Origin of the sequence: Actinoplanes sp. NPDC026623 (assembly GCF_040638275.1) — a bacterium.
In the GTDB taxonomy this organism is placed as follows: Bacteria; Actinomycetota; Actinomycetes; order Mycobacteriales; family Micromonosporaceae; genus Actinoplanes.
On the sequence record NZ_JBEZXZ010000049.1, the window covers coordinates 1 to 24734 of the forward strand.

General features: G+C 71.2%; 20 protein-coding genes and 1 pseudogene. 9 read left to right on the forward strand and 12 right to left on the reverse strand.

Annotated features, from left to right (window positions below; all coding sequences use genetic code 11):
• From AB0F10_RS17025 to AB0F10_RS17060, 8 genes and pseudogenes are all read right to left on the reverse strand, one after another.
• Positions 1-325 (reverse strand): annotated as a pseudogene (locus AB0F10_RS17025) (hypothetical protein); the annotation flags it as partial.
• A 17-nt stretch (positions 326-342) separates the two neighbouring features.
• The gene (locus tag AB0F10_RS17030) at positions 343-1125 is read right to left on the reverse strand and encodes an ABC transporter permease subunit (RefSeq protein WP_360625063.1); all 783 of its coding nucleotides are present in this window, start codon (positions 1123-1125) and stop codon (positions 343-345) included.
• Positions 1122-1853 carry an ATP-binding cassette domain-containing protein gene (locus AB0F10_RS17035; protein ID WP_360625066.1) on the reverse strand — a complete coding sequence of 244 codons (732 nt, stop codon included), beginning with the start codon at positions 1851-1853 and terminating at the stop codon, positions 1122-1124. The genes AB0F10_RS17030 and AB0F10_RS17035 overlap by 4 nt, the downstream gene beginning before the upstream one ends.
• 146 nt (positions 1854-1999) lie before the next feature.
• Positions 2000-3007 (reverse strand): hypothetical protein, encoded by a 1008-nt coding sequence (locus AB0F10_RS17040; protein WP_360625069.1) that lies wholly within the window; start codon positions 3005-3007, stop codon positions 2000-2002.
• Between the two features lie 152 nt (positions 3008-3159).
• Entirely contained in the window at positions 3160-4176 is a 1017-nt protein-coding gene (locus AB0F10_RS17045; protein WP_360625072.1) for a hypothetical protein, read from the reverse strand.
• A gap of 202 nt (positions 4177-4378) precedes the next feature.
• Positions 4379-6994, reverse strand: coding sequence for an alpha-amylase family glycosyl hydrolase (locus tag AB0F10_RS17050; RefSeq protein WP_360625076.1), 2616 nt, complete (start codon positions 6992-6994; stop codon positions 4379-4381).
• Complete coding sequence (locus tag AB0F10_RS17055) at positions 6991-7575, reverse strand: hypothetical protein (RefSeq protein ID WP_360625079.1); 585 nt, start codon at positions 7573-7575, stop codon at positions 6991-6993. Before AB0F10_RS17055 ends, AB0F10_RS17050 begins: the two co-directional genes overlap by 4 nt.
• A gap of 574 nt (positions 7576-8149) precedes the next feature.
• Positions 8150-8482, reverse strand: a complete 333-nt coding sequence (locus AB0F10_RS17060) for a hypothetical protein (protein WP_360625082.1) — start codon at positions 8480-8482, stop codon at positions 8150-8152.
• A 110-nt stretch (positions 8483-8592) separates the two neighbouring features.
• Here AB0F10_RS17060 and AB0F10_RS17065 point away from each other — a divergent pair, with 110 nt between their 5' ends.
• Positions 8593-9189, forward strand: coding sequence for an Ig-like domain-containing protein (locus tag AB0F10_RS17065; RefSeq protein WP_360625085.1), 597 nt, complete (start codon positions 8593-8595; stop codon positions 9187-9189).
• Between the two features lie 137 nt (positions 9190-9326).
• Here the strand turns inward: AB0F10_RS17065 and AB0F10_RS17070 are convergent, their stop codons facing one another.
• The 3 genes from AB0F10_RS17070 to AB0F10_RS17080 all read right to left on the reverse strand — a co-directional run bounded on the left by AB0F10_RS17070 (position 9327) and on the right by AB0F10_RS17080 (position 11699).
• Complete coding sequence (locus tag AB0F10_RS17070) at positions 9327-9917, reverse strand: GNAT family N-acetyltransferase (RefSeq protein WP_360625088.1); 591 nt, start codon at positions 9915-9917, stop codon at positions 9327-9329.
• 217 nt (positions 9918-10134) lie between these two features.
• Positions 10135-11340: a sigma-70 family RNA polymerase sigma factor gene (locus tag AB0F10_RS17075; RefSeq protein WP_360625091.1), complete on the reverse strand. Its 1206-nt coding sequence runs from the start codon at positions 11338-11340 to the stop codon at positions 10135-10137.
• Positions 11328-11699 carry a YciI family protein gene (locus tag AB0F10_RS17080; protein WP_360625094.1) on the reverse strand — a complete coding sequence of 124 codons (372 nt, stop codon included), beginning with the start codon at positions 11697-11699 and terminating at the stop codon, positions 11328-11330. Before AB0F10_RS17080 ends, AB0F10_RS17075 begins: the two co-directional genes overlap by 13 nt.
• Positions 11700-11815: 116 nt before the next feature.
• Between AB0F10_RS17080 and AB0F10_RS17085 the strand changes: the two genes are divergently transcribed.
• Positions 11816-12244, forward strand: a complete 429-nt coding sequence (locus AB0F10_RS17085) for a nuclear transport factor 2 family protein (protein ID WP_360625097.1) — start codon at positions 11816-11818, stop codon at positions 12242-12244.
• Positions 12245-12375: 131 nt separating this feature from the next.
• Here the strand turns inward: AB0F10_RS17085 and AB0F10_RS17090 are convergent, their stop codons facing one another.
• On the reverse strand, positions 12376-12864 hold the full coding sequence (locus AB0F10_RS17090; protein WP_360625100.1) for a MarR family transcriptional regulator: 489 nt from the start codon (positions 12862-12864) through the stop codon (positions 12376-12378).
• An 82-nt stretch (positions 12865-12946) separates the two neighbouring features.
• Between AB0F10_RS17090 and AB0F10_RS17095 the strand changes: the two genes are divergently transcribed.
• The 7 genes from AB0F10_RS17095 to AB0F10_RS17125 all read left to right on the forward strand — a co-directional run bounded on the left by AB0F10_RS17095 (position 12947) and on the right by AB0F10_RS17125 (position 24715).
• The gene (locus tag AB0F10_RS17095; protein ID WP_360625103.1) at positions 12947-13594 is read left to right on the forward strand and encodes a maleylpyruvate isomerase family mycothiol-dependent enzyme; all 648 of its coding nucleotides are present in this window, start codon (positions 12947-12949) and stop codon (positions 13592-13594) included.
• A gap of 155 nt (positions 13595-13749) precedes the next feature.
• A complete protein-coding gene (locus AB0F10_RS17100) occupies positions 13750-17466 on the forward strand; it encodes a DUF4132 domain-containing protein (protein ID WP_360625106.1) in 3717 nt (1238 codons plus the stop codon).
• 17 nt (positions 17467-17483) lie between these two features.
• On the forward strand, positions 17484-18593 hold the full coding sequence (locus AB0F10_RS17105) for an AAA family ATPase (protein ID WP_360625109.1): 1110 nt from the start codon (positions 17484-17486) through the stop codon (positions 18591-18593).
• A 3-nt stretch (positions 18594-18596) separates the two neighbouring features.
• A complete protein-coding gene (locus AB0F10_RS17110; RefSeq protein WP_360625112.1) occupies positions 18597-20876 on the forward strand; it encodes a DUF5682 family protein in 2280 nt (759 codons plus the stop codon).
• Positions 20873-21985: a VWA domain-containing protein gene (locus AB0F10_RS17115; RefSeq protein ID WP_360625115.1), complete on the forward strand. Its 1113-nt coding sequence runs from the start codon at positions 20873-20875 to the stop codon at positions 21983-21985. Before AB0F10_RS17110 ends, AB0F10_RS17115 begins: the two co-directional genes overlap by 4 nt.
• Complete coding sequence (locus tag AB0F10_RS17120) at positions 21982-23949, forward strand: hypothetical protein (RefSeq protein WP_360625118.1); 1968 nt, start codon at positions 21982-21984, stop codon at positions 23947-23949. The genes AB0F10_RS17115 and AB0F10_RS17120 overlap by 4 nt, the downstream gene beginning before the upstream one ends.
• 262 nt (positions 23950-24211) lie before the next feature.
• Positions 24212-24715 (forward strand): hemerythrin domain-containing protein, encoded by a 504-nt coding sequence (locus AB0F10_RS17125; RefSeq protein WP_360625120.1) that lies wholly within the window; start codon positions 24212-24214, stop codon positions 24713-24715.
• Positions 24716-24734 lie beyond the last annotated feature (19 nt).

The window sequence follows — 24734 nt, forward strand, 5'->3', positions numbered from 1 at the left end:
CGGCGACCCGCTCGCCGAGCAGCCGGCCCGCCAGCCGCCGGCAGATCGCGGTGAGCCCGCGGGTGGCGCCGGTCGCCACCAGGAGCACCGCCAGCAGCGCCGCGACACCCACGCCGGCGGCCAGCGCCGGCCCGGACGGGTTCCCGTCCACCACCCACGGCGGACCGGAACCCAGCAGCAACCCGGCGTCCACCGTGGCGAAGAAGCCCACGAGCGGGAGGAACACGCCGAACGGCAGCGTCAGCACGCAGAACGCCACCTCGCGGCGGGCACGGCCGGTGAACGGGCCGTGCAGGACCGCGCTCACCAGCCTGCCGGCGTCCATCAGCCCATTCTCCCCGCTCACGCGTCCCGGCGACGCAGCAGCCAGCCGCCGACCACCAGGGCAACGGCTGCGTACAGGCAGAGCATGCCGAGCCCGGTCCACGCCGGCAGGGGCTGCTGGCACTGCCCGGCGGGCGCCCCGCAGGACAACGGCCTGGTCGTACTGATGGAGTTCCCGACGATCAGTATCGGCATGTATCCCCTCGCGGCGTGCGCGACCGCGCCGATCACCTGCGCCAGGACGTACACCCCGCCGACCAGCAGGCCGATCGCGGCGGGCGAATGCCGGACGATGGCGCCGAGTCCGAGGCCGAGCAGGCCGATCAGGCAGAAGCTCGTCCCGGCCAGCAGCACCGCGCGCAGCACGCCCGGCTGGCCGAACTCTGCCGCCGGCACGCCATCCGGCAGCGTCGCGCGGGCGGCGAAGAACGAGGCGAACGCGGCGGCCTCCCCGGCGGCCAGCGTCACGGCGCCGAACACCGCGGCCTTGGCCGCCAGCAGCAGGGGCCGGCGCGGGATCGCGGCCAGCGTGGCCGAGATCGTCCCGGACGAGTATTCGCCGGTCATCACCAGCACCCCGAGCACCCCGGCCAGCAGCAGCCCCGGAACCATGCCGCCCAGCACGTTGTTGGTCAGGTCACCCGACGCGTCCTTCGTGCTGTGCCCGACGGCGGCGCCGATGGCGACCGCGGCGGGCCCGGCGAAACCCATCGTCCACCAGGTGGAGCGCAGGGTACGTAGCTTGATCCACTCCATCCTGGCCACGTGCCGGAACCGGTAGTGCCCGCGTACCGAGGTCATGATGTCCTGCCCATCGCCGCGCGGAACTCGGCCTCGCCGGAGGTCAGCTTCAGGAACGCGTCCTCCAGCGACGCCGACTCGGCCGACAACTCGGCGACGGTGGTGTCGGCCAGCAGCCGCCCGGCACCGATGACGATCAGGCGGTCCGCGGTCACGGCCATCTCATTGATCAGGTGGCTGGAGACGAACACCGTCCGCCCCTCGGCCGCAAGCGACCTCATCAGGTCGCGGATCCAGCGGATGCCCTCGGGGTCGAGGCCGTTGACCGGCTCGTCGAACAGCAGCACGCCCGGATCACCCAGCAGCCCCGCCGCGATGCCGAGCCGCTGGGCCATGCCGAGGGAGAACTTCCCCGTCCGCCGGTCCGCCGCGCTTTCCAGGCCCACCAGGCCGAGCACCTCGTCGACCCGGCGGCGCGGGATGGCGTTGCCGGCCGCCAGCGCGGTCAGATGCGCCCGCGCGCTGCGGCCCGGGTGGAACGCCCCGGTCTCCAGCAGCGCGCCGACCTCGCGCAGCGGCCACCCGAGCTCACGGTAGCCGCGCCCGGCGATCCGCACCGTCCCGCGATCGGGCGCGTCCAGGCCCAGCATCAGCCGCATCGTGGTCGACTTCCCCGACCCGTTCGGCCCCAGGAATCCCGTCACCACCCCCGGGCGGACGTCGAAGCTGAGCGCCTCGACGGCGACCACCCGGCCGTAACGTTTAGTAAGGCTACGTACCTCAATCACCGCGAGCCTCTCGACAGGGCAGGACGAACTGCCCGGCTACCAGGCCCGCGGATGCGCGCCGTCACCGATGACGCTACGAACAGCGAGTGACGAGCGGAACGCGGAAACCACCCAACTGTGCCCTGGGGGTTTTCCCCAGGGCAGGGCTATTCGGCCGGCACGACCGCACGGAGGGCGGCGTCGTCCTCCACCGGATAGAGCGCCCACCGCCCGCTAGAGCCCGCGCGGCCGAGGAAGGCGGGCAGCCGGAACCTGTCGACGGGCTGATACCAGATCGCCCCGGTCTCGCCCGACTCCAGGAAACCGTGGTATTCATCGGCGGCGACCGGCTTGTACTTCTTCCCCGGTGCCTGCGCGGACGGCGACTCGGTGAAGGCCGTCACGACGGCGCCGGGCCGCAGCGCCGCCCGGACCTCGGCGCCGTCACCGCCCGCCGGCACCAGCTTCCACCCGTACGCCTGCAGGCCGGTCCGCTCCAGCAGCGCGACGTCCGCGCCGGCGGCCGCGTCCCGTACCCGATTCCAGAAGGCGTCGTCGGCCGGCGGCAGCCCCTCCGACCCGGGTACGGGCTCGAGCACCCGGACCGGGCGCGTCCCATCGGTCGCGGGCGCCGGGGGATAGGCGATCGGCGCCGGCTCCGGGCGGGGGGCCGCGGGCGCCGGCACGCGGGGCTCGGCGACGGCCCGGCGGATCTGGCCGCGGATCTGGACGATGCCGATCAGCAGCACCCCGAGCCCGACGGACCGAACGCCCCACCGGAGCGCCTCGAAACTTAACGCGGACACGGTCTCGTCCAGGTTGCGGGGATCCGAGCCGGCGCTGCTCGCCGTGATGAGGACACTGGCGACGATCGCCAGGTTCCACACCACGATCGACCAGTGCCGCAGCGGGGCCTCCGGGTCGTCCACGAGCCGGCGGAGCATGCTGCGGCTGCCGCGGCGCCAGATGAGGAAGCCGGCCAGGTAGACGACGAGCAGCACCAGGTTCAACCCCGCGATCCCGTCCGCGTGCTCGATCGCCCAGATCAGCATCGGTGAGGCGTCGTCGGCGCCGCCGGCCTGCAGGGCCTGCCGCAGGGCCAGATCGGCGACCAGGCAGAACACGCTGAATGCGGTGGTCGCGGCCACCGCGAGAAGCAGCGCGAACGTGCCCACTTCCCAGGAACGTGGTGGCCGCGTGACAGTGTCCGCCATGAGTCTTCCCCGCGATCGATCGATGAGTTCGGCGCAGCCTAGTCGATCTCTGCGAAGGGGGAGGCCCGCCCGGATCTCCCCCTTCTCGCGATTCACATGGAGATGTCGCCGGGTTACCGGGTGAGCTTCTGGTCCAGGCGCTTCGCGGCCGAGCGGTTGCCCGCCCTGTCGACCGCCGAGTACGTGAAGCGAACCGTACCCTTGGCCAGGCTCTTGATTTTTGTGCTCCACGCGCCGGAACTGCTGGGAGTGCGGGTGAGGATCTTCGCCTTCTTGGCCGCGGTGGCCGAGGAGGTCGCCTTCTTCCAGGCCGAGCCGGTGTAGTAGTACCAGGACGAGCCGCGCTTCTCGATCGCGGTCAGCGACACGCTCCGGACGCCGCTGGCGGCGTCCGACGACGTCCCCCGGACCGTCGCCCAGGATCTGCGCGCGCTGGGGCTGGACGGCTTCCGCAGGGTGACCGTGGGCTTGCCGGCGTCCTTCTTGATCGTGATCGTGCCGGCGGGCTTGGGGGTCGCGACCCCGTTCTCGTTGCCCGGCGCCGCCGTGGCGGTGAAGGTGCCGGCCGAGGCGTAGGCGTGGGTCGCCGTGGCGACCCTGACGCTCGCCGTGACCGTGCTGGTCTTGCCGTCGCCCCACGAGATCCGGACCGTGTCCGCGTCGCTGGACGTGTGATATTCCATGGTCACCGCCTCGCCGACCCAGGCCGAGGTCTTCTTGAGCTTGGCGGAGCCCACCCATTCATGGACATAGGCCAGCACGCGGGGCTCGCCGAAGCCGTTGGACGCCGCCGTGCCGTCCGAGACCGTCAGCGTGGGGGCGTAACTGCCGATGCCCGAGTAGACGTGGGAGATCCGCGTCGTGGTTCCCGGCACCGTCTCGCCCTGGCCGTCACCCCACGAGACGAACTGGGTGATGTCGGCCGGGGCCGTGGCGTCGTCAGTCAGCGAATCCTGAACCAGGGTCACCGACTGTCCAACCCAGACATGCTGGGCCGCAAGGTAGTAGGTGGCCTGCGGCGGGGTGTTCTCCGCGCCAGGAAGCGTGTCGCCCAGGGCCGTTCCGGCCAGAGCGATCCCGGCGCCGCCGAGTATTGCGGTGCTGAGCGCGACGGTGACCAACGCGGTCACGCGACGATTCTTGTGCATGTGGGCTCCCCGTGATTGGTGGCTCGCGGTGCGTGTAATCCGTCCTCAGTGGACCACCCGTATCGAATGCCGGTTTGTAACGTGCCGCAGAATACAAACACCGGGAGACTTGATCAATGGTCCGATTCGCCGGCGGCAGCCAGTTCCTCCGCGGCGCGAAGAGGGAGAGCGGAAACCGCGAGCTTCAGTCGCCCGGTCGTGTCGAGACGGCGAACCAGAAGAAGCCGTGACCGACGATGCCCACGTCGTATTCGCCCGAGTCGGCGATGCGGGGGAACTCGGCACCGCCGGTCAGCTCGCGGGGGACCGTGCCGCCGAAATTCGGCAGGGACAACGTGGTCGTCTGGGTGGTCCCGGCGAAGTTGAACAGGCACAGCGCCCGCTTGTCGCCGTCGCCGCGGAGGAACGCCAGCACGGCCGGATTGGTCGACCGGACGATCAGGAACTCGGGGCTGGCGAAGGCCGCGAAGCCGCGCCGCGCGTCGAGCAGCCGGTTGACCGCCTGCAGCAGCGACGATCGCGCCCGCTGCTGGTTTTCCACGTTGACCGCCATGTAGCCGAACGCCGACTCGTGGATCAGCGGGGCCGGCAGGTTTTCCGGCTGGGCCGTGGAGAAGCCGCCGTTGCGGTCGGGAGCCCACTGCATCGGCGTCTTGACCGCGAGATTGCCGGGCAGCGACAGGTTTTCACCCATGCCGATCTCGTCGCCGTAGTAGAGGATCGGCACCCCGGGCATCGACATCAGCAGCGCGTACGCGAGCTCCAGCTCGCCGCGGTCGTTGTCGAGCAGGGTCGCCATCCGCCGCCGGATGCCGGCCTCGGTGCGCATCCGGGCCAGCGGCGCGTGCTCGCGCAGCAGCTCCTCACGATCGGCCGGCGGGAGCAGCCCGAGCGGCATCTCGTCGCTGTTGCGCAGGAAGACCGCCCAGTGCCGGTCCCCGCTGACCGTGCGCATCCGGGAGAGCACGCTGGACACCGGCCGGTGCGCCTGCCGACGCATCGCCAGCAGCAGGCTCGGCATCAGCGAGGCGTACATGACCAGGTGGCATTCGGGCGCTTCGTCGGTGCCGAAGTAGGAATCGGCGTCCTCGGGCCACGCGTCACTCCACGCGATCAGCACCCGGCCGGGATAGGTGCTGTCCATCCACTCCCGGAGCCCGGACAGGTAGGTGTGTGTCTCGGACAGGCCCTTGCTCTCGGTGCCGCTGCGCTCGAACAGGTAGGGCACCGTGAGCAGGCGCAGGCCGTCCACGCCCTGCTCCAGCCAGAACTCCATGACCTCGCGCATCGCGGCGCCCACCTCGGGCACGTCATAGTTGAGGTCGGGCTCGTGCGGGCTGTAGCGGTGCCAGAAATACTGCCCGCGGACGGGGTCGTGGGTCCAGCCGCCCTCGTTGCTGCCCAGCGGCTGCGCCGCCTCGGCGAAGCCCTCGCCGGAGGCGCTCCAGACATAGAATTTCCCGTACGGGCCGTCCGGGTCCCGCCGCGACCGCTGGAACCAGTCGTGCTGGTTGCTGGTGTGGTTGAGGACCAGGTCGAGGATGACGCGCATCCCGCGACGGTGGGCCCGGCCGATCAGCTGGAGCAGCTGCGACGGCTGCCCGAGCCCGGTGTCGATGCTGGTGAAGTCGGCGATGTCCCGGCCGCCGCTGACCGAGGGCGACGACATGATCGGGGTGAGCAGCAGGCAGTCGACGCCGAGCCGCTGCAGATAGTCGAGCTTCTCGGTGACACCCGGCAGATCGCCCTGGCCGTCGTGGTTGGAGTCGTAGAACGAGCGCACGTCGAGCTCGTAGAAGGTGCTGCCGGCCACCCAGTCGAGCGCGCCCTGATCGGCCGGCGCGTCCGGCGGCGGTTCGGCGGCGAGCTCCTCGCGGGCCGCCCGCCCCCGGCCGCTGATCACCGCGCGGGCCCGGGCGGAGACCCGCTCGTCCTCGTCGTGGCCGAGGTCCTCCAGGGTCTCGATCACCGCGGCCAGCTCGACCCGGGTGCGCTGCTCGCGCTGCAACCAGGCGCCCAGCTCGTCCACCGCGAGGGCCCGGGCCGAGACCAGCGCGCTGCGGGTCAGCTGCATGATGTCCCGCGGGATCATCTCCGGCCGCCGCGGCGCGTTGCTCAGAATCAGGTCGCCGACCCCGGCGGCGCGCATCTGCGGGGTCTGCGGGCGTTCCCGGTCGACCATCCGGACGGCCGCGTACTCGAAGGCCTCGCGGACGCTGATGATGCCGTTGTTGTCGCTGTCGGCCGCGCCGGTGCGCAGCCCCTCCAGGAACGGGCCGCTGAACGCGGACGGCAGCGCGTGCTGCTTGTAGCCGTCGCCCTCATGGGCCAGCTCGGTCGCGCCGGCCGAGACCAGCACGACGCGGCTGCGGTCGCCGCGCTGCTTGAGGTCGGCGAACGCGCCGGCGTGGCAGCAGTCGAGGATCAGCACCAACTCGCCGGCCCGGCACTCGTCGACCCACTGCCGCAGCTCGTCGCTCGGTACCGCGGTGGGCGGCAGGCGGTCGGGATCGGTCGAGGTCGCGGTGAGGTAGAGGCGGCGGCGCCCGTGCAGCCGGCCGTGGCCGGAATAATAGAGCAGCAGGAAATCGTCGGGCTTTGCCGCGGCCAGGAAGTCGTAGATCTTGTCCTGCAGGGTGTGTGAATCGTCGTCCTGGGAGAGGGTGACCCGGTCGAACGCGCCGAGCTCCGCACTCCCAAGAATCTTCGCCCAATCTCTGACGTCACTGGCGGGTGAGTCCAGATTCGGCAAGCGGTCATTCTCGTACGCGCCGATGCCAATCAGCAGCGCGAGTTTCAATTGACTTTCTTCCGCTTTTCGACCGCGACGCCGGACCGTTGCGGAAGATTGCGCAACACCTTGGCCAGGCCCTCCTCGGACATGTTCTCCGAGTCGAGCTTGGTGCCGTCGGGGAGATCGATGGTGATCTTCTTGCCCTGGTGCCGCTCCTGGTAGCGCTTGATGATCTCGTCGAGGCGCTTCGCCAGGCGGTCGTAGTCGGCCTTGGCGCGCATCGCGGTCGGGATGCCGAACAGGCTCACGCCGAGCACGCCGAGCAGGACGGTGGTGGCATCGCGGGTGCCCTCGGCGGCCGGGCCGGCCACCTCGTTGGCCTCGACGCCCCGAAGCTCATTCAGGTCGTCGCGCAGATCACGCGTGGCCTCGGCCAGATCCTCATCGGAGACCGGAGAATCCGACACGACGTTTACCAGGAAGTCACCGCTCACGCAGCCATCGTGCCGTACCGCACAGTGGGTGGCAAGAAGGTCACCGTTGCGTGCCGGAACGGACGAGCGCGACCGCGGGCCGGCCGCCCGAGGCGGCGCCACGTCTTTGATGATCGTTTCCGGCTCATCGAGCCGTTCCGGGTAACTGTCCAAAGTATATGAGAAACGCCAATATTCGCCTCGTGATTTCCGTCTTGACCACGCAAGAATCACCTGAAAACAGGCAGTTCACAACGTCGCGGATCGTTACGCGGAATGGCCCGCCGAACTGGGGGGATGAGGCGCTATTGGAACATCGGCCAATTCGTTCCCATCGCGGGATACGGGTGGCGGTGGCCGGGTGCGGACGGTGTCGCCGGCGCCCTGCCGGTACTCATGCGGGTCGATGGACGAGATCGACAATTGATGATCAAATCGCGTATCGTCCGGGCCGCAGTCACGACTACGGGAGTCCCCGCGCCATGGGCAAGTTTCGTCTCATCACGACAGCCGGGTTGCTCGGCTGCCTGGTCATGTGGGGCCCGGCGCCCGCCTTTGCCGCCGACCCGCCCGCCGACGACACCTCGCCGGTCGTCTCCTCCACCGGTCTCGTGGACGGCCAGGTCATCGGGCGCGGCCAGCGGCTTCGTCCGAGCTGGGCGGACGACACCGGCGTCACCCGGGTGGAGGTCCTCCTCAACGGCACGGTCCAGCGGAGCTACCTGCCCAGCCAGTGGAGTACGGGTGTCTACCTGTCGGTGCCCGCCAACCTGCACGGCACCGACGCGGACGTCACCATTCGGGCGTTCGACGCGGCGGGAAACCGCGGCGAGGCGACGAGCCGAGCCCGGGTGGACACCGAGGGCCCGCACGCCGCTCTGTCGCCGCCGTTCGAGTCCTTCATCGGCGGGGTGGTCACCTTCACCGCGACCGACGTGTCGAGCGACATCGCGCAGATCGTGCTGTGGGACCACGAGAGCGGCCGGGAAGTGGCGAAGGCCACGGCCGCGCCGTGGTCGATGACCTGGGACACGACCGGGCGTACCGGCGCCTTCCACGTCCACTTCGAACTCACCGACAAGGCCGGCAACGTCACCTTCGCCTACGGCTTCTACGGCATCGACAACACCGGGCCGGCCATCTCGGGCCTACTTCGACTGGGACACCGGCCGGGCCAACGGCACCGCCCTGTTGGAGGTCCGCGCCTTCGACAACCTCGGGCACCGCGCGACGGCGGCCCGCAGCATCGTCATCGACAACACCGGCCCGGCGATCACCTCGATCACCCCGGCCGACCGGGCTCTCGTCCGAGGCGGTCAGATCAGGACCACCGTGAATGGCGTGGACCCGTCCGGCCTCCGCGAGGCCTATCTGCTGGATGCCAACACCGTGTACAAGGCGCCCTTCACCGCGTACGCCTCCGCGGGCCGGGACGGGGCGCGCACGTTGACCTGGACGCTCACCGATCGGCTGGGTAACCGGAGCACCGCCAGGCGGGTCGTCGTCGTCGACAACACCAAGCCGGCCGTGAAGATCACCAAGGCGCCCGGTAACGGCGCGAAGGTCAGCAGGACGGTCAAGGTCACCGTCTCCGCCACCGACCGCAACGGCATCAACCGGGTCGAGCTACTGATCAACGACAAGGTCGTCGCCAAGGACACCAAGGCGTCCTACGCCTTCTCCGTCAACCCGAAGCGGTACGGAAAGAAGATCAAGATTCAGATTCGCGGCTACGACAAGGCCGGCAACGCCACGACGACCACCGCCCGCACCTGGCGACCCAAATAGGCTGACGGGCCGGTCGGTGCAATTCGATCGGCCCGCCGACTGGAATCGCCTGATCGGCACGGGACCCGCGTTTTCGCTGGGGTGCGGTCAGGGAGCTGGCGCAACCGGTGATTGGCCGCGGCCGGCGGTGACCGGTCCTATGCGGGATCGACCGTCTTCACCATGACGCAGTTCTTCAGCCCTTTTGGCCGGTCGTAGGTGAAGCCGAGCCGTTCGTAGAGTCGGCGGGTGCCGTTGTAGAGGAACGACGACGACATCTTCTTGGTCTGGTTGGTCAGGTCGTGGGGATAGCTCTCGACCCGCCCGCCGCCGGCCCGCGCGATCAGGTCCAGCGCACCGGTGATCGCCAGCTCCGTCACGCCCCGTCGCCGATGGCGCTTGTCGACGAAGACGCAGGTGATCCGGTAGTCGGGATCCGCGGTCTTGGTGGCGTCGTACTCCTTGCGGTGATGCAGGCTGGGCAGCTCGGCCGGGGTGCCGTACTCGGCCCAGGCGATGGCCTCGTCGCCGTCCATCACCAGCGCGGCGTGCGCCTTGCCCTGCTCGACGTAGGCCTTCTTCAGCGCTCGGTTGGCCTCCGCGCCCTGGCCGCGCTCGGGTCCGTCAGGGTGGAACCAGATGCACCAGCAGCCCCCGAAGATGCCGTTGTGCCGCTGCACCAGGGCATCGAAGGCGGGCCAGGTCTCGGGGCCGAGAGGCACGATCGTGTACGACGACTCGGTAGCCATGCGGCACCATAACCCGCTCGGCCGGGCGGACACATCGGTCGTGTGTTTGGCCTGCGGGTCGACGTTCGACCCTGCCTCGCGGCGGACACGATGGCGTCCTGATCGGCGATCACGGTGAGCGAGGGCGCGCCGCGCGGAGGCGACCGCACCACCATCGGCGCCGCGGTCGACACCTCCGCCGGCACGATCCTGGAGTGCTTTGGCATCCTGCGCCGGCTCATTCGAGCTGCAGGGCCCTCGACTCCAGATAGCGCTGCTCGGGCCGGCTCAGCGTGAGCCGTGCCGCCAGCCGGTACTGTTCCCGGGCCCCGGCCAGGTCGCCGGTCAGCTGCAGCAGGTGGGCCCGCACCGCGGCGGTCCGGTGGTGGCCGGCCAGCTTCGGATCCTCGGAGACCTGGTCGAGCCCGGCGAGCCCGGCTTCCGGGCCCTCGACCATGGCACGCGCCACAATCCGGTTCAGCGTGACCATCGGGCTTGGGGCGAGCGCGTGCAGCATCCCGTACAGGGCGAGGATCTGCGGCCAATCGGTGTCCTCGGCGCGCACCGCCTCGTCGTGCACCGCCGCGATCGCGGCCTGCAACTGGAACGGTCCGATCGGAGCCCGCTCCAGCGTGTCGGTGATGAGCGCGACGCCTTCGGCGATCGCGGCCGCGTCCCAGCGGCGCCGGTCCTGCTCCGCGAGCGGGATCAGGGCATTTTCGGGCCCGGTACGGGCGGCCCGGCGCGCGTCGGTGAGCAGCATCAGCGCGAGTAGCCCGGCCACCTCGCCGTCGTCAGGCAGACGCCGGTGCAGTTGCCGGGTCAGCCGGATCGCCTCCCTGGTCAGCTCCACCCGGTGCAAGGCGTCCCCGGAGCTGGCCGTGTAGCCCTCGTTGAAGATCAGGTAGAGCACGTGGCGTACCGCGGTGAGACGCTCGCCAAGCTCGCCCGGCCCGGGCATTTCGAACCGGCTACCGGTGTCACGGATCCGCTGCTTGGCCCGGCTGACCCGCTGGCCGACGGTGGCCTCCGGCAGCATCAGCGCCCGGGCGATCTCCGCGGTGCTGAGGCCGCCGACCGCCCGCAGGGTGAGCGTGACCTGCGCCGGCACGCTCAGCGCGGGATGGCAGCACAGCAACAGCAACGCCAGTTCGTCATCGCCACGCGCCTGCGGCGCAGGCTCGCGCTGGACCGCCTCCTCGCGACGCCGCCGGGCCGTCTCGTTGCGCAGCGCCTCCACCCGCCGGCGGCTCGCCACGGTGATCAGCCAGTTCCGCGGCTGCTCCGGGACGCCGGTCCGCGGCCACTGCCCGGCGGCCGCTATCAGCGCCTCCTGCACCGCGTCCTCGCACGCCTCGAAATCACCGTAGCGGCGCAGCACAGCGGCCAGCACCTGCGGCGCGTACTCGCGTAGCAGGACCGGCAGCCCGGTCACTGCTCCCATGTGCTCATGTCGAGGACCGGGCGCACCTCGACCTTCGTGTACGCGGCGTCCGGAACCCTCGCGGCCCAGGCGACCGCCTCGTCGAGATCCGCGACGTCGATCAGGTAGAAGCCCGCCAGGTGCTCCTTGACCTCGGCGTACGGTCCGTCCGAGGTGATCGTCCTACCGCCGCGCACCGACACGTGGGTGGCCAGGGCCGGGTCGCCAAGCCCCTCAGCGCCCACCAGCACACCGGCCTCGCGCATCTCCTCGCTCAGCCGCAGGTGACCGACGCCGAAGTCGCTGCGCTGCTGTTCGGTCAGCGTTTCCCAGACCGCGAGGGACTGCGGGTTGGACTGAACCAGGATCACGTATTTCACAACGGCACCTCCATGCGCGGCCCCATTCTCCCGAATGAAATCTCTCTTGCCCGGGATGTCGAAACCGGGCGGCTCTGTTTCGACGTCCCGGGCAAGAGAGAAGGGTAGGACCTGTCATGGACGAGATCAGGCAAGCCATCGAGGGCAAGGCCGCGCTGCTGCAGCAGGGTGACGTCAAGGCCATCCTGTCGTACTACGCGCCCAGCTTCGTTGAATACAGCCTCGCCCCGCCGCTGCGCCAGCCCGGCGACGGCCGCGACCCGGCCCCGCTGGAGGCCTGGCTGGCCAACTTCGAGATGCCACCGCGCCGCGAGGTCACCCGGCTGGAAATCACCACCGACGGCGACGTGGCGTTCGCCACCAGCCTCGACCGCCTGAGCGCCGTGCCCCGCGGCTCCGCCGAGGGCTTCAGCTTGTGGTTCCGGGTGACGCTGGGGCTGCGCCGCATCGGCGGACGCTGGCTGGTGACGCACGAGCACGAGTCGGTGCCGTTCGAGATGGACGGCTCGATGCGCGCCTCGACCGGGCTGACCCCCACCGACTGAGACGGGATGTCACCTTCGTTGCCCGGCCGGTGTCTGCATGGCATGAGGGCCTGCCCAAGCCGGAGGCACCGCCACCGGCAAAGGAGGAGAGTCGAGGCCTCGGCCCGCTCGCATCTCCCCGGCCGCGGTTGTCAACCGCCGTGTTCGCCGTTGGGTTCTTCGTGCTCCGAGGCGTCGGGCGGGTGCAGGTGCGGGTCGACGCTCAGGGCCAGCTCCCATAGCGCGCCGCGGAGCGCCCGCATCCGCCGGACGCCCAGGACGGCTTGCCAGTCGGCCTCGATCCGCGCTTCTTCGGCGATGGCGACGGGCAACGCGCCCCGGCCGCGTGCTGTCAGCCGGATCAGTCGTGCTCGCCCGTCGGAGGGATCCGGCACCCGCTCCACGAAGCCGGCCGCCTCGATGCCGTTGACCAGGGCGAGGGCGGTCTGTTTCGGGATGCGGGCGCGATCGGCGAGGGTCACCAGCCGGGTGCCCGCCGGGTCGATGCCGGCCAGCATCCTGGCCTGGGCCCGGGTGATGCCGGCGTAGCCCGCCTCGGCAAGCGCGGCGACGATGCGGTCCTCGGCCGCTCGAAAGCCGATGAACATCAGCCACCCGGACGAGACTGCGCGTTCCATCATGGGCCCCTCCGGTAGTCCCGATCAGGACCGGATTTTAGTACCATACTCGTACTAGATTTGGTCGGGTGAAGGGATCGGGCTCATGGACGACACCGAGGTCTGGTCGGCCGTCGACCGGCGGCGCCGCGCCATCGTGGCTCTCTTGACCGACCTGGCCCCGGGGGAGTGGGGCACCCGCTCGCTGTGCGAGGGGTGGACCGTGAGGGATGTCGCAGCACATCTGACGATGCCACTGCTGACCGTCCGGCAGTTCGCGCTGCTCGCCATCCGGCATCCGGGCCGCACCAACCACCTCATCCGGGAAGGCTCGATCGACCTCGCCCGGCGCCACGATCCCGGGCAACTCCTTCACCGGCTCGATCTGCTGGTGGGGCGGCACCGCACTTTCCCGGGCCTGACCTGCCGCGAGGCGCTCATCGACGTTGTCGGCCACACCTTTGACATGGCCATCCCGCTGGGCCGCGAGATCCGCGTCCCCGCCGTCGAGGTGGCCGAGGCTGCCGACCGGGTGGTCTCCTACCGCGGCCGCGGGAACGCGAAAGTCTTCCGCACCCTGCCGCTGGCGGCGTACCGGCTCACCGCGACCGACCACGGCTGGTCCACCGGAGCCGGCGCGCAGGTGACAGGCACCATGACCGACCTGTTTCTCCTGCTCACCGGGCGTGTCGTGCGGATCGGGCAGCTGCAGGGCCCCGGGGCGGACGACCTCCGCCGGGCCGTCGCCACCTGATGCCGTCCCCGCCGCCGGCGAAACCGCGGCACCTGACCGCACCCGACTGAAATGACATCCGCGTGCGGGCCCGTTCCGCGGGCTGAGCCGGGGCTCTCGAGCTTTGTCGTACGCCCCCGCTAACCTTCGCCGCATCTTCGACAGTGGGGCGGGTCATGCGTAGTTTCGAGTTCGTCGATGGTGGCTCGGCGAAGTTCTGGGAGATCCAGCGCGACGGCAACGAGGTCACCGTGCGCTGGGGGCGCGTCGGCACGATCGGCCAGACCAAGGCCAAGGACTTCGACGACCCGGCCGCCGCGACCACGCACGAAACCAAGCTGATCGCCGAGAAAACCAGGAAGGGCTACGTCGAGACCACGGCCGCTCCGGCCGCCGGCGCTTCCCCGGCCGCCGGGCAAGGTGGCAGGGCGTCTGCGCCGATCAGTCCCGGCCACGGGTCGGCGGCGGCGAATCCGACGCCTTCCGCCGTTTCGGCCGGCCCGGGTGCCTCGGCGGTGGCTCCGGCCCCGAGCGCGCTGGTCGTGGAGGTCGACGAGGACGCGTTCGTGTTTCCGCCGGCCTGGTACCGGCATCGGTATGCGCGGCGCACCAGCGTCGGGGCCGGCCGGTTCGTGCCCGATCCGAATGCTCGGGCGGTCGCCGAGGAGGAAGCGAACCGGCTGCCCGGCACGGTGCAGCGGATCCTTGAGGCGCCGACCACGCCGGACGACATCCGGGCGGCCGCATTCGCGTGGCGGCTCGGTGACGCGGGCGCCCCGGCGATCGGTGGCGCGGCGGTGGCGGCCGCCGCTGCTGCCGGGAACTGGTCGGCCCGGGAGCGGCTGGTCGCGTTCGCGGACGTCTGGATCGGCGAGCGCGGGCTGCGTTACGCGGCCGAGGCCGCCGTGCACCTGATGGCGTTGTTGATCTCCGACGATGCGGCGCCGCGGGGGGCGCACTACACCGGCAACGACCGTTACGGCGTGCGTCCGATGCGTGCCGGGGAATGTCGCCAGGGCTGGGGCGCCGACCTGCCGCTGCAGGTGGTGTTGCGGGTCCGGCAGGCACTCGCCGGTGCGTCCGACGAGGAATACTCGGCCGTCGTGACGGCGCTCGAGTCGTTCCGCAAGGGCCACGCCTATGCCCGGGTGGCGACCTCGTTGCTCGCGCCGGACCGCGCGGCGTGGGTGGCGGAAGACGTCGACGCCGCGATCGCCGACGCGGACAGCTACCGCGCGTCGGCGCTGATCACCGCCGTGGGTGCCGGCGAGCAACTCGCCGCGCTGGCGCAGCACGCCAACGGCTACACCATCTACGGCTCGCTGGCGATGCTGACCACGCTGGTCGACGGGACCGGGCCGGCCGCCGCCCCGACGCTGTTCCACTGGTTGGACGAGGCCTACACCGATGCCGACGCCCGGCGGCGGCTGCTGAGCATGGTGTCGGCACTGACCGGCGACGCGCCGCTGCGCGGTCTGATCGAGCGGATCGACGACCGCTATGTTGCGCCGGCGCTGCTCGAGGCGGCCGACCGGTTCCCGGTGCGGGCGATGCGTCTGCTCGCCGAGGGTGCCGCCAAACGTTCGGTGGCCGATTTGCTGCGTGCCCACGTGCTCGTCCACCCCGGTTTGGTCGACCGGGTGACTGCGGAGCTCGACGCGGACGCCGCTGCCCGGGTGCGGACTGTCGTCGGGGATGCCGCGGCGGTCACCGTGGCCCCGGCCGAGGCCGTTCCGCCGCTGCTGGTCACTCCGCCGTGGCAGAACCGGGCCAAACCCGCCAAGCCGGTGGTGCTGACCGACCTGGTCTGCGCTGACGGTCCCACGATCGCCTGGCTGCCCGGCGAGCGCGAGGAGTGGCGGAGCGCGTCCTACCACAACACCCCGAACGGCAGCGACGACTGGGCCAAGCTGGCCGCGCAGATCCGCGTCGGGCGGGCACCGTGGTCGGAGCCGGCCCGGTTCTTCGACCAGGGTCCTGAGCCGATTGTCCGTCCGGTGCTGGCCACGTGGGATCCGCGCGCCATCTGGGAAGCCGGCTCGTGGATGCGGCTGATCGTGGCCCGGTTCGAGCTGGACGCGCTGCCGCCGGTGATGCTGCTGGTCCGGGAGCGGCCGGGCGACGGCGCGGGCCTGCTGCTTCCGTTCGCGTCGCCGACGATCGCCGTGCTGATCGCCGACTGGCTGGCTCGGCTCAAGAGCGTCCGGCGTACGGCGCTGGCCTGGCTGCTGCGGCACCCGGAGGCGGCCGCTCGGGCGCTCGTCCCACCGGCGCTGGGCAAGGCCGGCCAGGCCCGCCGCCAGGCCGAACGTGCGCTGTTCACACTGCACACCAACGGGCACACCGAGGCGGTCCGGACCGCGGCGCAGGGCTACGGCAAGATCGCGGGGGATGCGATCGAGGCCCTGCTGGCCACCGACCCGCTGGCGATCCTGCCGGCCCGGATGCCCGCGGTTCCGGGCTGGGCGTTGCCCGGCCTGCTGCCGCCGGTACGGCTGCGGGGAGGGGCCGGTGCGCTGCCCGCGGACGCGGTGACCAATCTGATCACCGTGCTGGCCCTGTCCAAGCCGGACGATCCCTACGAAGGGCTGGAGCTCGTCAAGGAGGCGTGCGAGCCGGCGAGCCTGGCCGAGTTCGCCTGGGGGTTGTTCCAGCGGTGGCAGGCTTCCGGCGGCGAGTCGAAGGAGAACTGGATCCTCGATGTGCTCGGGTTGATCGGTGACGACGAGACCGTGCGCCGGCTGACCCCGCTGATCCTGGCCTGGCCCGGCGAGGGCGGCCACGCGCGGGCGGTCACCGGGGTGCGCGTGCTTGCCACGATCGGCAGCGACGTCGCCCTCATGCATCTGCATGGCATCGCCCAGCGGGCCAGGTTCAAGGGCCTCAAGAACGCGGCCGGGGAGAAGATGGATGAGGTGGCGGCGGCGCTCGGGCTCACCGCCGACCAGTTGGCCGACCGTCTGGTGCCCAACTTCGGCCTGGAGCAGGACGGGTCGATGCGGCTCGACTACGGCCCGCGCCAATTCGTGATCGGGTTCGATGAGCAGCTGCGCCCGTTCGTGGCGGACGCGGCCGGCAAGCACCTCAAGGCGCTGCCCAAACCGGGAACGAGGGACGATCACGAGCTGGCCCCGGCGGCGTACAAGCAGTTCTCCGCCTTGAAGAAGGACGTACGGACGGTGGCCGCCGACCAGATCCGGCGACTCGAACGGGCGATGGTGGCCGGGCGGCGCTGGACCGGCGCCGAGTTCCGGCAGCTGTTCGTCGAGCACCCGCTGCTCTGGCACATCGTGCGCCGGCTGGTCTGGGCTGAGTTCGACGCGGACGGCCAGGTGGTCGGCGCGATCCGGGTCGCCGAGGACCGCAGCCTGTCCACGGTCGAGGACGACGTGACGACCCTGGGCGACGACGCCACGGTCGGCGTGGCGCACCCGCTGCACCTGGGCGACTCGCTGGCCGCCTGGTCGGAGGTGTTCGCCGACTACGAGATCCTGCAACCGTTCGCGCAGCTGAGCCGGTCCACGTTCGCGCTCACGCCGCAGGAGAGGAACGGTAGCAACCTGGCCCGATTCGAGGGCCTGACGCTGCCCACCCACAAGGTGATCAGTCTGGAACGACGCGGCTGGCGGCGGGAGACGCCGCAGGACGCGGGCATCCAGGGCCGCATCGAGCTGATCATCGGGAAGCGCCTGGAGTTCGCGATCGACCTCGACCCGGGCATCGCGGTCGGCATGATCGACGAGTTCAACGAGCAGAAGCTCACCGACGTCTTCCTGCACGACGGCAGCGGCACCGGCTGGGGCCGCGGCGTTCAGGGCCGGATCCCGCTGGACCGGCTCGACCCGATCACCGCATCAGAGATCATCCGCGATCTGACCGAGATCAGCTCTTGAGCACGGGAGGGCCGGACATGACCGTTGTCGAGGTCACCGAACCCGCCGACCAGGTGCAGCGACCGCCGGCCGAGGTGCGGTTCGCCGACGAACTGGCCCGGTTGAAGGCCGACGACACAGCCGCCCGGCCGCCGGGCTGGGCCCTGAGCGTGCAGGCCGCCAGTCGGTTTGTGGTCGGCGATCCGCGGCTCGGCGTCACCCGCAAGTTCGTCGGCGACCCGTCGCTGATCGACCGGGCGCTGATCACGCTGGCGACCAGCCGCGGGCTGATGCTGGTCGGCGAGCCCGGCACCGCCAAGTCACTGCTGTCCGAGCTGCTGGCCGCAGCGGTCAGCGGCGACTCGAAGCTGACCATCCAGGGCGGCGCGGCCACCACCGAGGACGCCATCCGCTACTCGTGGAACTACGCGCTGCTGGTGGCCGAGGGCCCGTCCACCCGGTCGCTGGTGCCGGCGCCGCTGCTACGCGGCATGGCCGAAGGCCGCACGGTCCGCTTCGAGGAGATCACCCGCTGCCCGTTGGAGGTCCAGGACTGCCTGCTCTCCCCGCTGTCCGACCGGGTGCTCGCCATCCCCGAGCTGACCGGCCCCGAGGCGATGGTGTTCGCCCGGGACGGCTTCAACGTCATCGCCACCGCGAACACCCGCGACCGGGGCGTCAACGACATGAGCTCGGCGCTGAAGCGGCGGTTCAACTTCGAGACCGTGTTCCCGATCGCCGACTTCGACACCGAGCTGACCCTGGTCGCCGAGGAGGCCGGCAGGCTGCTGCGCCGGTCCGGGGTGACCGCCGAACCCCGCCGAGACGTCCTCGAGGTGCTGGTCACCACGTTCCGTGAGCTGCGTACCGGGGAGACGGCGCGGGGCGACACGATGGATCGGCTGTCGGCGGTGATGAGCACCGCGGAGGCGGTGTCGGTGGCGCACGCCATCGGCCTACGCGGCTGGTTCCTCCGCAGCGAACCGGGCACCGCCGAGGACCTGGTGGCCTGCCTGGCCGGCACCGCGGCCAAGGACAACCCGGAAGACCTCACGAAACTCCGGCGCTACCTGGCGCAGCAGGTCACCTGGCGCGCCGGTGACCAGTGGAAGGCGCTGCACCAGGCCCGACACCTGCTGCCGGGCTGAGCCGTGCCGGTCACCTTCATCGGCGTACGCCACCACAGCCCTGCCTGCGCCCGCCTGGTCCGCGACACGATCGCCGCACTGAAGCCGGCGTACGTGCTGGTGGAAGGCCCGTCGGACATCAACCGGCGGATCGGCGAGCTGCTGCTCGGGCATGAGCTGCCGATCGCCGTGTTCAGCAGCTACCGGGATGACGAACGACGGCACGTCTCCTGGGCGCCGCTGTGTGACTACTCGCCGGAGTGGGTCGCGTTGACCGCCGGGCGCGCGGTCGGCGCCGAGCTGCGGTTCATCGACCTGCCGGCCTGGCATCCGGCGTTCGGCGACGTCAGCAATCGGTACGCGGACGCGGAACTGCGCTACGCCGACGTGATCGACCGGTTGTGCCGGGCGTTCGCCGTGGACAATGTGGACGCGCTGTGGGACCACCTATTCGAGATCGCCCCCTCGGACGGGTTGTTCGAGCGGCTTGCCACCTATTTCGACCTGGTCCGCGGGGAGTCGGCGGCGAGCGGGTCGGACGCGGCCCGCGAGGCGTACATGGGCCGGTGGGTCCTCGCCGCGGCGGCCGCCGCGGGTGACCGGCCGGTTGTCGTCGTGACCGGCGGCTTCCACCGGCCGGCAATGGTCGCGGCGTATGAATCCGGCCGGACCGGTCGCACCACCGAGTGGCCCGAAGTGCCGGAAATGCCGAAGGGGGCGCTCGGCGGGAGCTTTCTGGTGCCGTACTCGTTCCGGCGGCTCGACGCCTTCGACGGTTACCAATCCGGGATGCCGTCGCCGGGCTACTACCAGGAACTGTGGGAATCGGGCCCGGACGGCGCCGCCCGGCATCTGGTGGAGGCGGTCGCCGGCCGGCTACGCGACCGCAGGCAACCGGTTTCGACGGCCGACCTGATCGCCGCGCGGGCCACCGCCGACGGCCTCGCCATGGTCCGCGGGCATCACGCCCCTGGGCGTACCGACGTTCTCGACGGGCTGGCGTCCGCGCTGGTCAACGAGGCACTGGAGGTACCGCTGCCGTGGTCCGCACGCGGCGTGCTGAGCACCGGCAGTCACCCCGTGGTGGTCGAGATGGTTGCCGCACTCAGCGGCACGCGGGTCGGCCGGCTGCACGCCGAAACCCCGGCGCCGCCGCTGGTCCGCGACCTCGACACCGAGCTGGCGCGGGCCGGACTCGACGGCGCCGCCGACCTCGACCTCGACCTGACCTCGGAGAAGGACCGGATTCGCAGCCGCATCCTGCACCGGGTGAGGGTGCTCCGCGTGCCCGGCTTCCGGCGCGGGGCCGGCCCGGCCACCGGGCTCGAACCGAAGCTGTCGGAACGCTGGACGCTGCGGCCGAGCGCCGAGCGACTGACCGCGACGATCGAGGCCGGGGCGTACGGTGCCACCCTCGCCGACGCATGCACCGCGGTGCTCGCCGAACGGGTCGCCCGCGCCGGACGGGACGTGGACGCGCTGGCCGAGGTGCTGTTCGACGCCGCGTTGGCCGGGGCCGCCGAGGTCTCCGACCGGACCCTGTCCGACATCGCCGGCACGGTCGCCGCCGCCCCCGAACTCGGCCCGCTCGGCCGGATGCTGGCCGTCGTGCTCACCATGTGGCGGCATGGCAACCTGCTCGGCAGCACCCACGACGAGACGCTCGGCATCGTCATCGCGGCCGCGGTACGCCGGGTGTTGTGGCTGGCCGAGGGCGTTCACGGCGCCACCGCACCGGCCGACCCCGCCCGGATCGCGGCGCTGGCCGCCTGCCGCGACGCGCTCCGGCACGCCGGCCGTGCGCTGCACCTGGACGCCGAGGCCGCCGTTGAGGTCACCGGCCGCATCGCCGCCGACCCGCAATCCCCGCCCGACCTGCGCGGCGCCGCCTACGGCTTCGGCTGGTCGATGAGCGTCGCCGGCGACCCGGTCCGGGCCGTCCGGGGCGCGTTCCTCCCCGGCATGGCCGGCGACTGGCTGGCCGGGCTGTTCGCGCTGGCCCGCGAGGAGGTGCTCCAGCACGACGACGTGATCGGCCTGCTCGACGACCTGGTCTCGGCGCTGGCCGGCGAGGACTTCCTGGTGGCGCTGCCCGCGCTGCGCCAGGCTTTCGAATACTTCCCGCCCCGCGAACGCGAGACCATCGCGGAGAAGTTGCTGGCCCGGCGCGGATTCGGCGGCGGCGGACGTTCCCTGCTGCGTGGCGGTGCCGACCCGGCCGTGGTCGCGGCCGGGATGATGCTGGACGACCGGGTCGATGCCGCGTTACGTCGCGAGGCACTGATCGGAGCACCCGACCGATGACCGATCCGGATCTGGAACGCTGGCGGCTCGTGCTGGGCACGCCGGCGTCCGCCATGGGCGGCCTGAACGCCGACGCCGCCCGCCGGGACGCCGCCCTCGACTGGCTGTACGGTCGCGACGGGGACCTCGACCGGCGAGACGTGCGGAGGACCGGCGGCGACGGACCGTCCACACTCACCACCGTCGACTGGCTGAATGACATCAACCAGCTGTTTCCCCAGGCGACGGTGGAACGGCTGCAACGCGACGCGGTCGAACGCTACGAGATCACCGACGTGGTGACCGACCCCGAGGTGCTGCGCACGGTCGAACCCAACCCGGCCCTGCTGCGGGCGGTCCTGCAGACCAAGCACCTGATGAACCCCGAGGTGCTGAAGCTGGCCCGGCGCATCGTCGAGGCGGTGGTCCGCAATCTGCTGGCCACGATGCAGACGGAGGTCCGGGCCGCGTTCTCCGGCGCCCGGGCCCGCAGACCCAGCCGCTGGAAACAGGCCCGCGACTTCGACGTGACCCGCACCCTCCGGGCCAACCTGGGCCACTACCGCCCGGACGAGAAGCGGCTCTACATCGAAACCCCGCACTTCTTTTCCCGTACGCGCAAGCACGTTGAACAGTGGCAGGTGATCCTCCTGGTCGACCAGTCCGGGTCGATGGTCGACTCGGTCATCCACTCGGCGGTGACCGCCGCGTGCCTGTGGGGGTTGCCCGGGGTGCGGACCCATCTCATCGCCTTCGACACCGAGGTGGTCGATCTGACCGGCGAGGTCGACGACCCGGTCGAACTGTTGATGAAGGTCCAACTGGGCGGCGGCACCGACATCGCGAAGGCGGTCCGCTACGGCGCCGCCCTGGTCGAGCAACCGCGCCGGACCATCGTCGCGATCATCAGTGACTTCTACGAGGGCGGCTCGGTGGCGACGCTGATCCGCAGCGTCCGCGAACTGGTCGAACAGGGGAGCAAGGTGCTCTGCCTGGCGGCGCTCGACTCGTCGGCGAACCCGGCCTACGACCGCGATACGGGCCAGCGTCTGGCTGACGTAGGCGCGGCCGTGGGCGCGATGACCCCCGGCGAGCTGGCCGCCTTCGTGGCAGAGCAGGTGAGCCGATGAGGGCCGATCTGCTCGCGTTGACGCCTGACACACTGGCCGAACTGACCAACCGAGGCCTGGTGAAGCGCGCCACCCGCGAGGCCGGCCGCGAGCCGCCCACGCTTTCCGAATCCCCCGACGGCACGGTCGAGGCCACCCACCCGGACGGCGCGGTGACCAGCCTCCCGGCCGGCGGTCTCGAGGCGGCGAGGTGCAGCTGTGCCGCTCCGGGCGTCTGCCGGCATGTGATCGCGCTGGTGCTGGCCTACCAGGAACGGGAGACCACCGGCGCCGCTGAACCCGCGGCTGACACCAGCAGCAACGCCGACGCTGGTGGTGCTGGGCCGGCGTGGTCACCGGGGGCGTTCACCGACAAGCAGCTGACGGCTCGGATCGGGGAGCGGATGATGGCGGCCGCCCGGCGGGTGGAGGGTGCCGGCTATGTCGCCCGGGTGCATCGAGGCGGACCGAGGGATCCGGTGCCCACTGTGGAGCTACCGACCGCAACCGTACGGTTCCTGGTGCCTTCGGATCTTGGGTTTGCGCGCACCGACGCGGTGGCCGGGGCTCGGGACGATGTCCTGGCACTGGCCGTGTGGGCGTTCCGGGTGGCCGACGAGCAGGCGCCCGGCGAGGCCGACGTGCAGGTACAGGTCGGTGGAGGGGGTGCACCCACGACCGTGGCCGGGCTGGACCGCGCCGTCGCGCTGGCCGGGCTGCTGCTGCGCGAAGGGGCCGTGCACCTCGGGGCCGGAATCGGGGCCGAGGTGGCGACCGCGCGCCGGGACCTCGAATCCGCCCGGATGCGATGGCCACTGCTGGCGGTCGAGGACCTGGTCGCCCAGCTGGAGGCGTACCGCGAACGCAGCGCACGCTACCGGCCCGAGGCGTTCGCCGACCATCTGGCCGAGCTGTTCGCGCGGCACCGCAGCGTCACCGGCGGCGGAGCCAGCCTCGCCTCCCGGGTGCTCGGCACCGAGGAGGCGGCCGAAACGCCGCTGCGCCGGGCCCGGCTCGACGGCCTCGGCGCCCGGGTGACCGCAGCCGGCGGCGAACGATTCGTCGAGATCTACCTGGCCCACGCCGACAGCGCGACGGTGCTGGTGCTGCGGCGCTCCTACGAAACCGAGGACGACGGCCCGTTGCTGGCCGGCCGCCGCGTTGCCGGGGTCACCATCGGCGCCCTGGCCGGCGGCGCGGTGGTCACCGAGTCGGCGTCGCGCAGCGCCAGCCGAACCGTCCGGCTGGGCACCCGCCGGCTGAGCCGCACCGAGGCGATGGCCTCCCGCGGCTCCTGGCAGGACCTGTCCGGCGCACTGCTCGCCCCCGACCTGGCCGTCCTGGCCACCGAACTGGACGCCCTGCCCCCACGCCCGGTCCGCGCCCGGGTGGCCGCCGAACTGGTCCGGGTGATACCAGTAGCCGAGGTCATGTCGCTGAGTTACGCGCACGGCGCACAACGCCTGGACGCCGTGATCGCCGACGCCAACGGCATCACCGCCACCGTCACTGCCACGCACGCGTCCTGCGCCCCTGGCCGCCTCGACGGGGTGGCCACCGCCCTGACCGGCGAGATCCGCTATGTGGCCGGCACTGTCCGCCGGGGCACCACCGGCATCACCATCGACCCGCTCGGCTTCGCCACCGGCGACGGCGTGTTGATCCCCGACCTGATGCCACCGACACCCGGCCCCACCCCCGGAGATCGCCCCGCCCGCACGACGGACTCGCTGGCCCAAGCCCTGGACGATGCCCTTTCCCTCCTGTCCGAGGTGGCCCACCGCGGGCTGGCCCACACCCCACCGACGATGCCGGCCCGCCTGCGCACCGCCGCCGACCGGCTACGCACCTTGGGCCTGCGCCGAGCCGCCGACGCCAACCTGGCGCTGGCCGCCCGCCTGGGCCCCGACCCCGACACCGCCGCCCAAACGGCCTGGGTCGACGCTTACCTACGCCTCCAACTCGCCGCAGAACTCCACGCCTGAACCCGGCTCCGGATCGAGGCCGATCGTGTGCTGGTCAGCGACGCCACCTCGCCGGCAGCACCATCGATCTGCTCCGATGTGGATCGCGGCACACACCGAGCCGCTGTCCGCGCCTGACCCGCAGCCGTACCACCGGGCGGCGTTCGCTTCAGCGGTGGCGTTCGGGCGCTCGCACGGACTGCCACCGGCTGACTCGGCGGTTATCCATGGGTTCCGGCTTGTTGGCGGGCGTGGGCCGGCGCCCGGCCTTACCGTGCTTGTCATGGATGACATCACCGCGCTGATCCTCGAGGACCACCACCGATTCCGGGTCGGGTTTGCCCGGCTGGACGACGCGCAGTCGCCGGCGGACCTGGAGGCGATCTGGACGCCGCTGGCACTGCACCTCGATATCCACGCCGACGCGGAGGAGGAGATCCTCTACCCGCACCTGCTGAAGGACGCGGGTGGCGACGACGCCGAGGAGGAGACCGACGATGCGATCCGCGACCACAACAAGATCCGGGACGGGATCGAGGAGGCGCGTAAGCACCCGGTGGGCTCGGATGCTTGGTGGAAGGGGGTGTGGAGGGCGCGCACCGAGAACAGCGAGCACCTGGCCGAGGAGGAGGACGAGGTGCTCCCCGACTTCCGCAAGCACGCGAGCCGGGAGTTGCGCCTCGAACTCGGGGCGCGCTGGCTGCGCTTCTTCGGGGAGCACCCGCAGGGCAAGGGCCTGTCATTCGCCGACAAGGACCCGGCCACATACATCGAGGAGAACAGCTAGGAGTCGGTGGTCGCTTGCG

Bases quoted from the DNA above. Each gene is read 5' to 3' on its own strand.
- AB0F10_RS17095 (WP_360625103.1), top strand. From the start codon at position 12,947: ATGGACGACACCGAGGTCTGGTCGGCCGTCGACCGGCGGCGCCGCGCC.
- AB0F10_RS17085 (WP_360625097.1), top strand. From the start codon at position 11,816: ATGGACGAGATCAGGCAAGCCATCGAGGGCAAGGCCGCGCTGCTGCAG.
- AB0F10_RS17120 (WP_360625118.1), top strand. From the start codon at position 21,982: ATGAGGGCCGATCTGCTCGCGTTGACGCCTGACACACTGGCCGAACTG.
- AB0F10_RS17090 (WP_360625100.1), bottom strand. From the start codon at position 12,864: ATGATGGAACGCGCAGTCTCGTCCGGGTGGCTGATGTTCATCGGCTTT.
- AB0F10_RS17100 (WP_360625106.1), top strand. From the start codon at position 13,750: ATGCGTAGTTTCGAGTTCGTCGATGGTGGCTCGGCGAAGTTCTGGGAG.
- AB0F10_RS17125 (WP_360625120.1), top strand. From the start codon at position 24,212: ATGGATGACATCACCGCGCTGATCCTCGAGGACCACCACCGATTCCGG.
- AB0F10_RS17070 (WP_360625088.1), bottom strand. From the start codon at position 9,917: ATGGCTACCGAGTCGTCGTACACGATCGTGCCTCTCGGCCCCGAGACC.
- AB0F10_RS17075 (WP_360625091.1), bottom strand. From the start codon at position 11,340: ATGGGAGCAGTGACCGGGCTGCCGGTCCTGCTACGCGAGTACGCGCCG.
- AB0F10_RS17030 (WP_360625063.1), bottom strand. From the start codon at position 1,125: ATGACCTCGGTACGCGGGCACTACCGGTTCCGGCACGTGGCCAGGATG.
- AB0F10_RS17115 (WP_360625115.1), top strand. From the start codon at position 20,873: ATGACCGATCCGGATCTGGAACGCTGGCGGCTCGTGCTGGGCACGCCG.
- AB0F10_RS17105 (WP_360625109.1), top strand. From the start codon at position 17,484: ATGACCGTTGTCGAGGTCACCGAACCCGCCGACCAGGTGCAGCGACCG.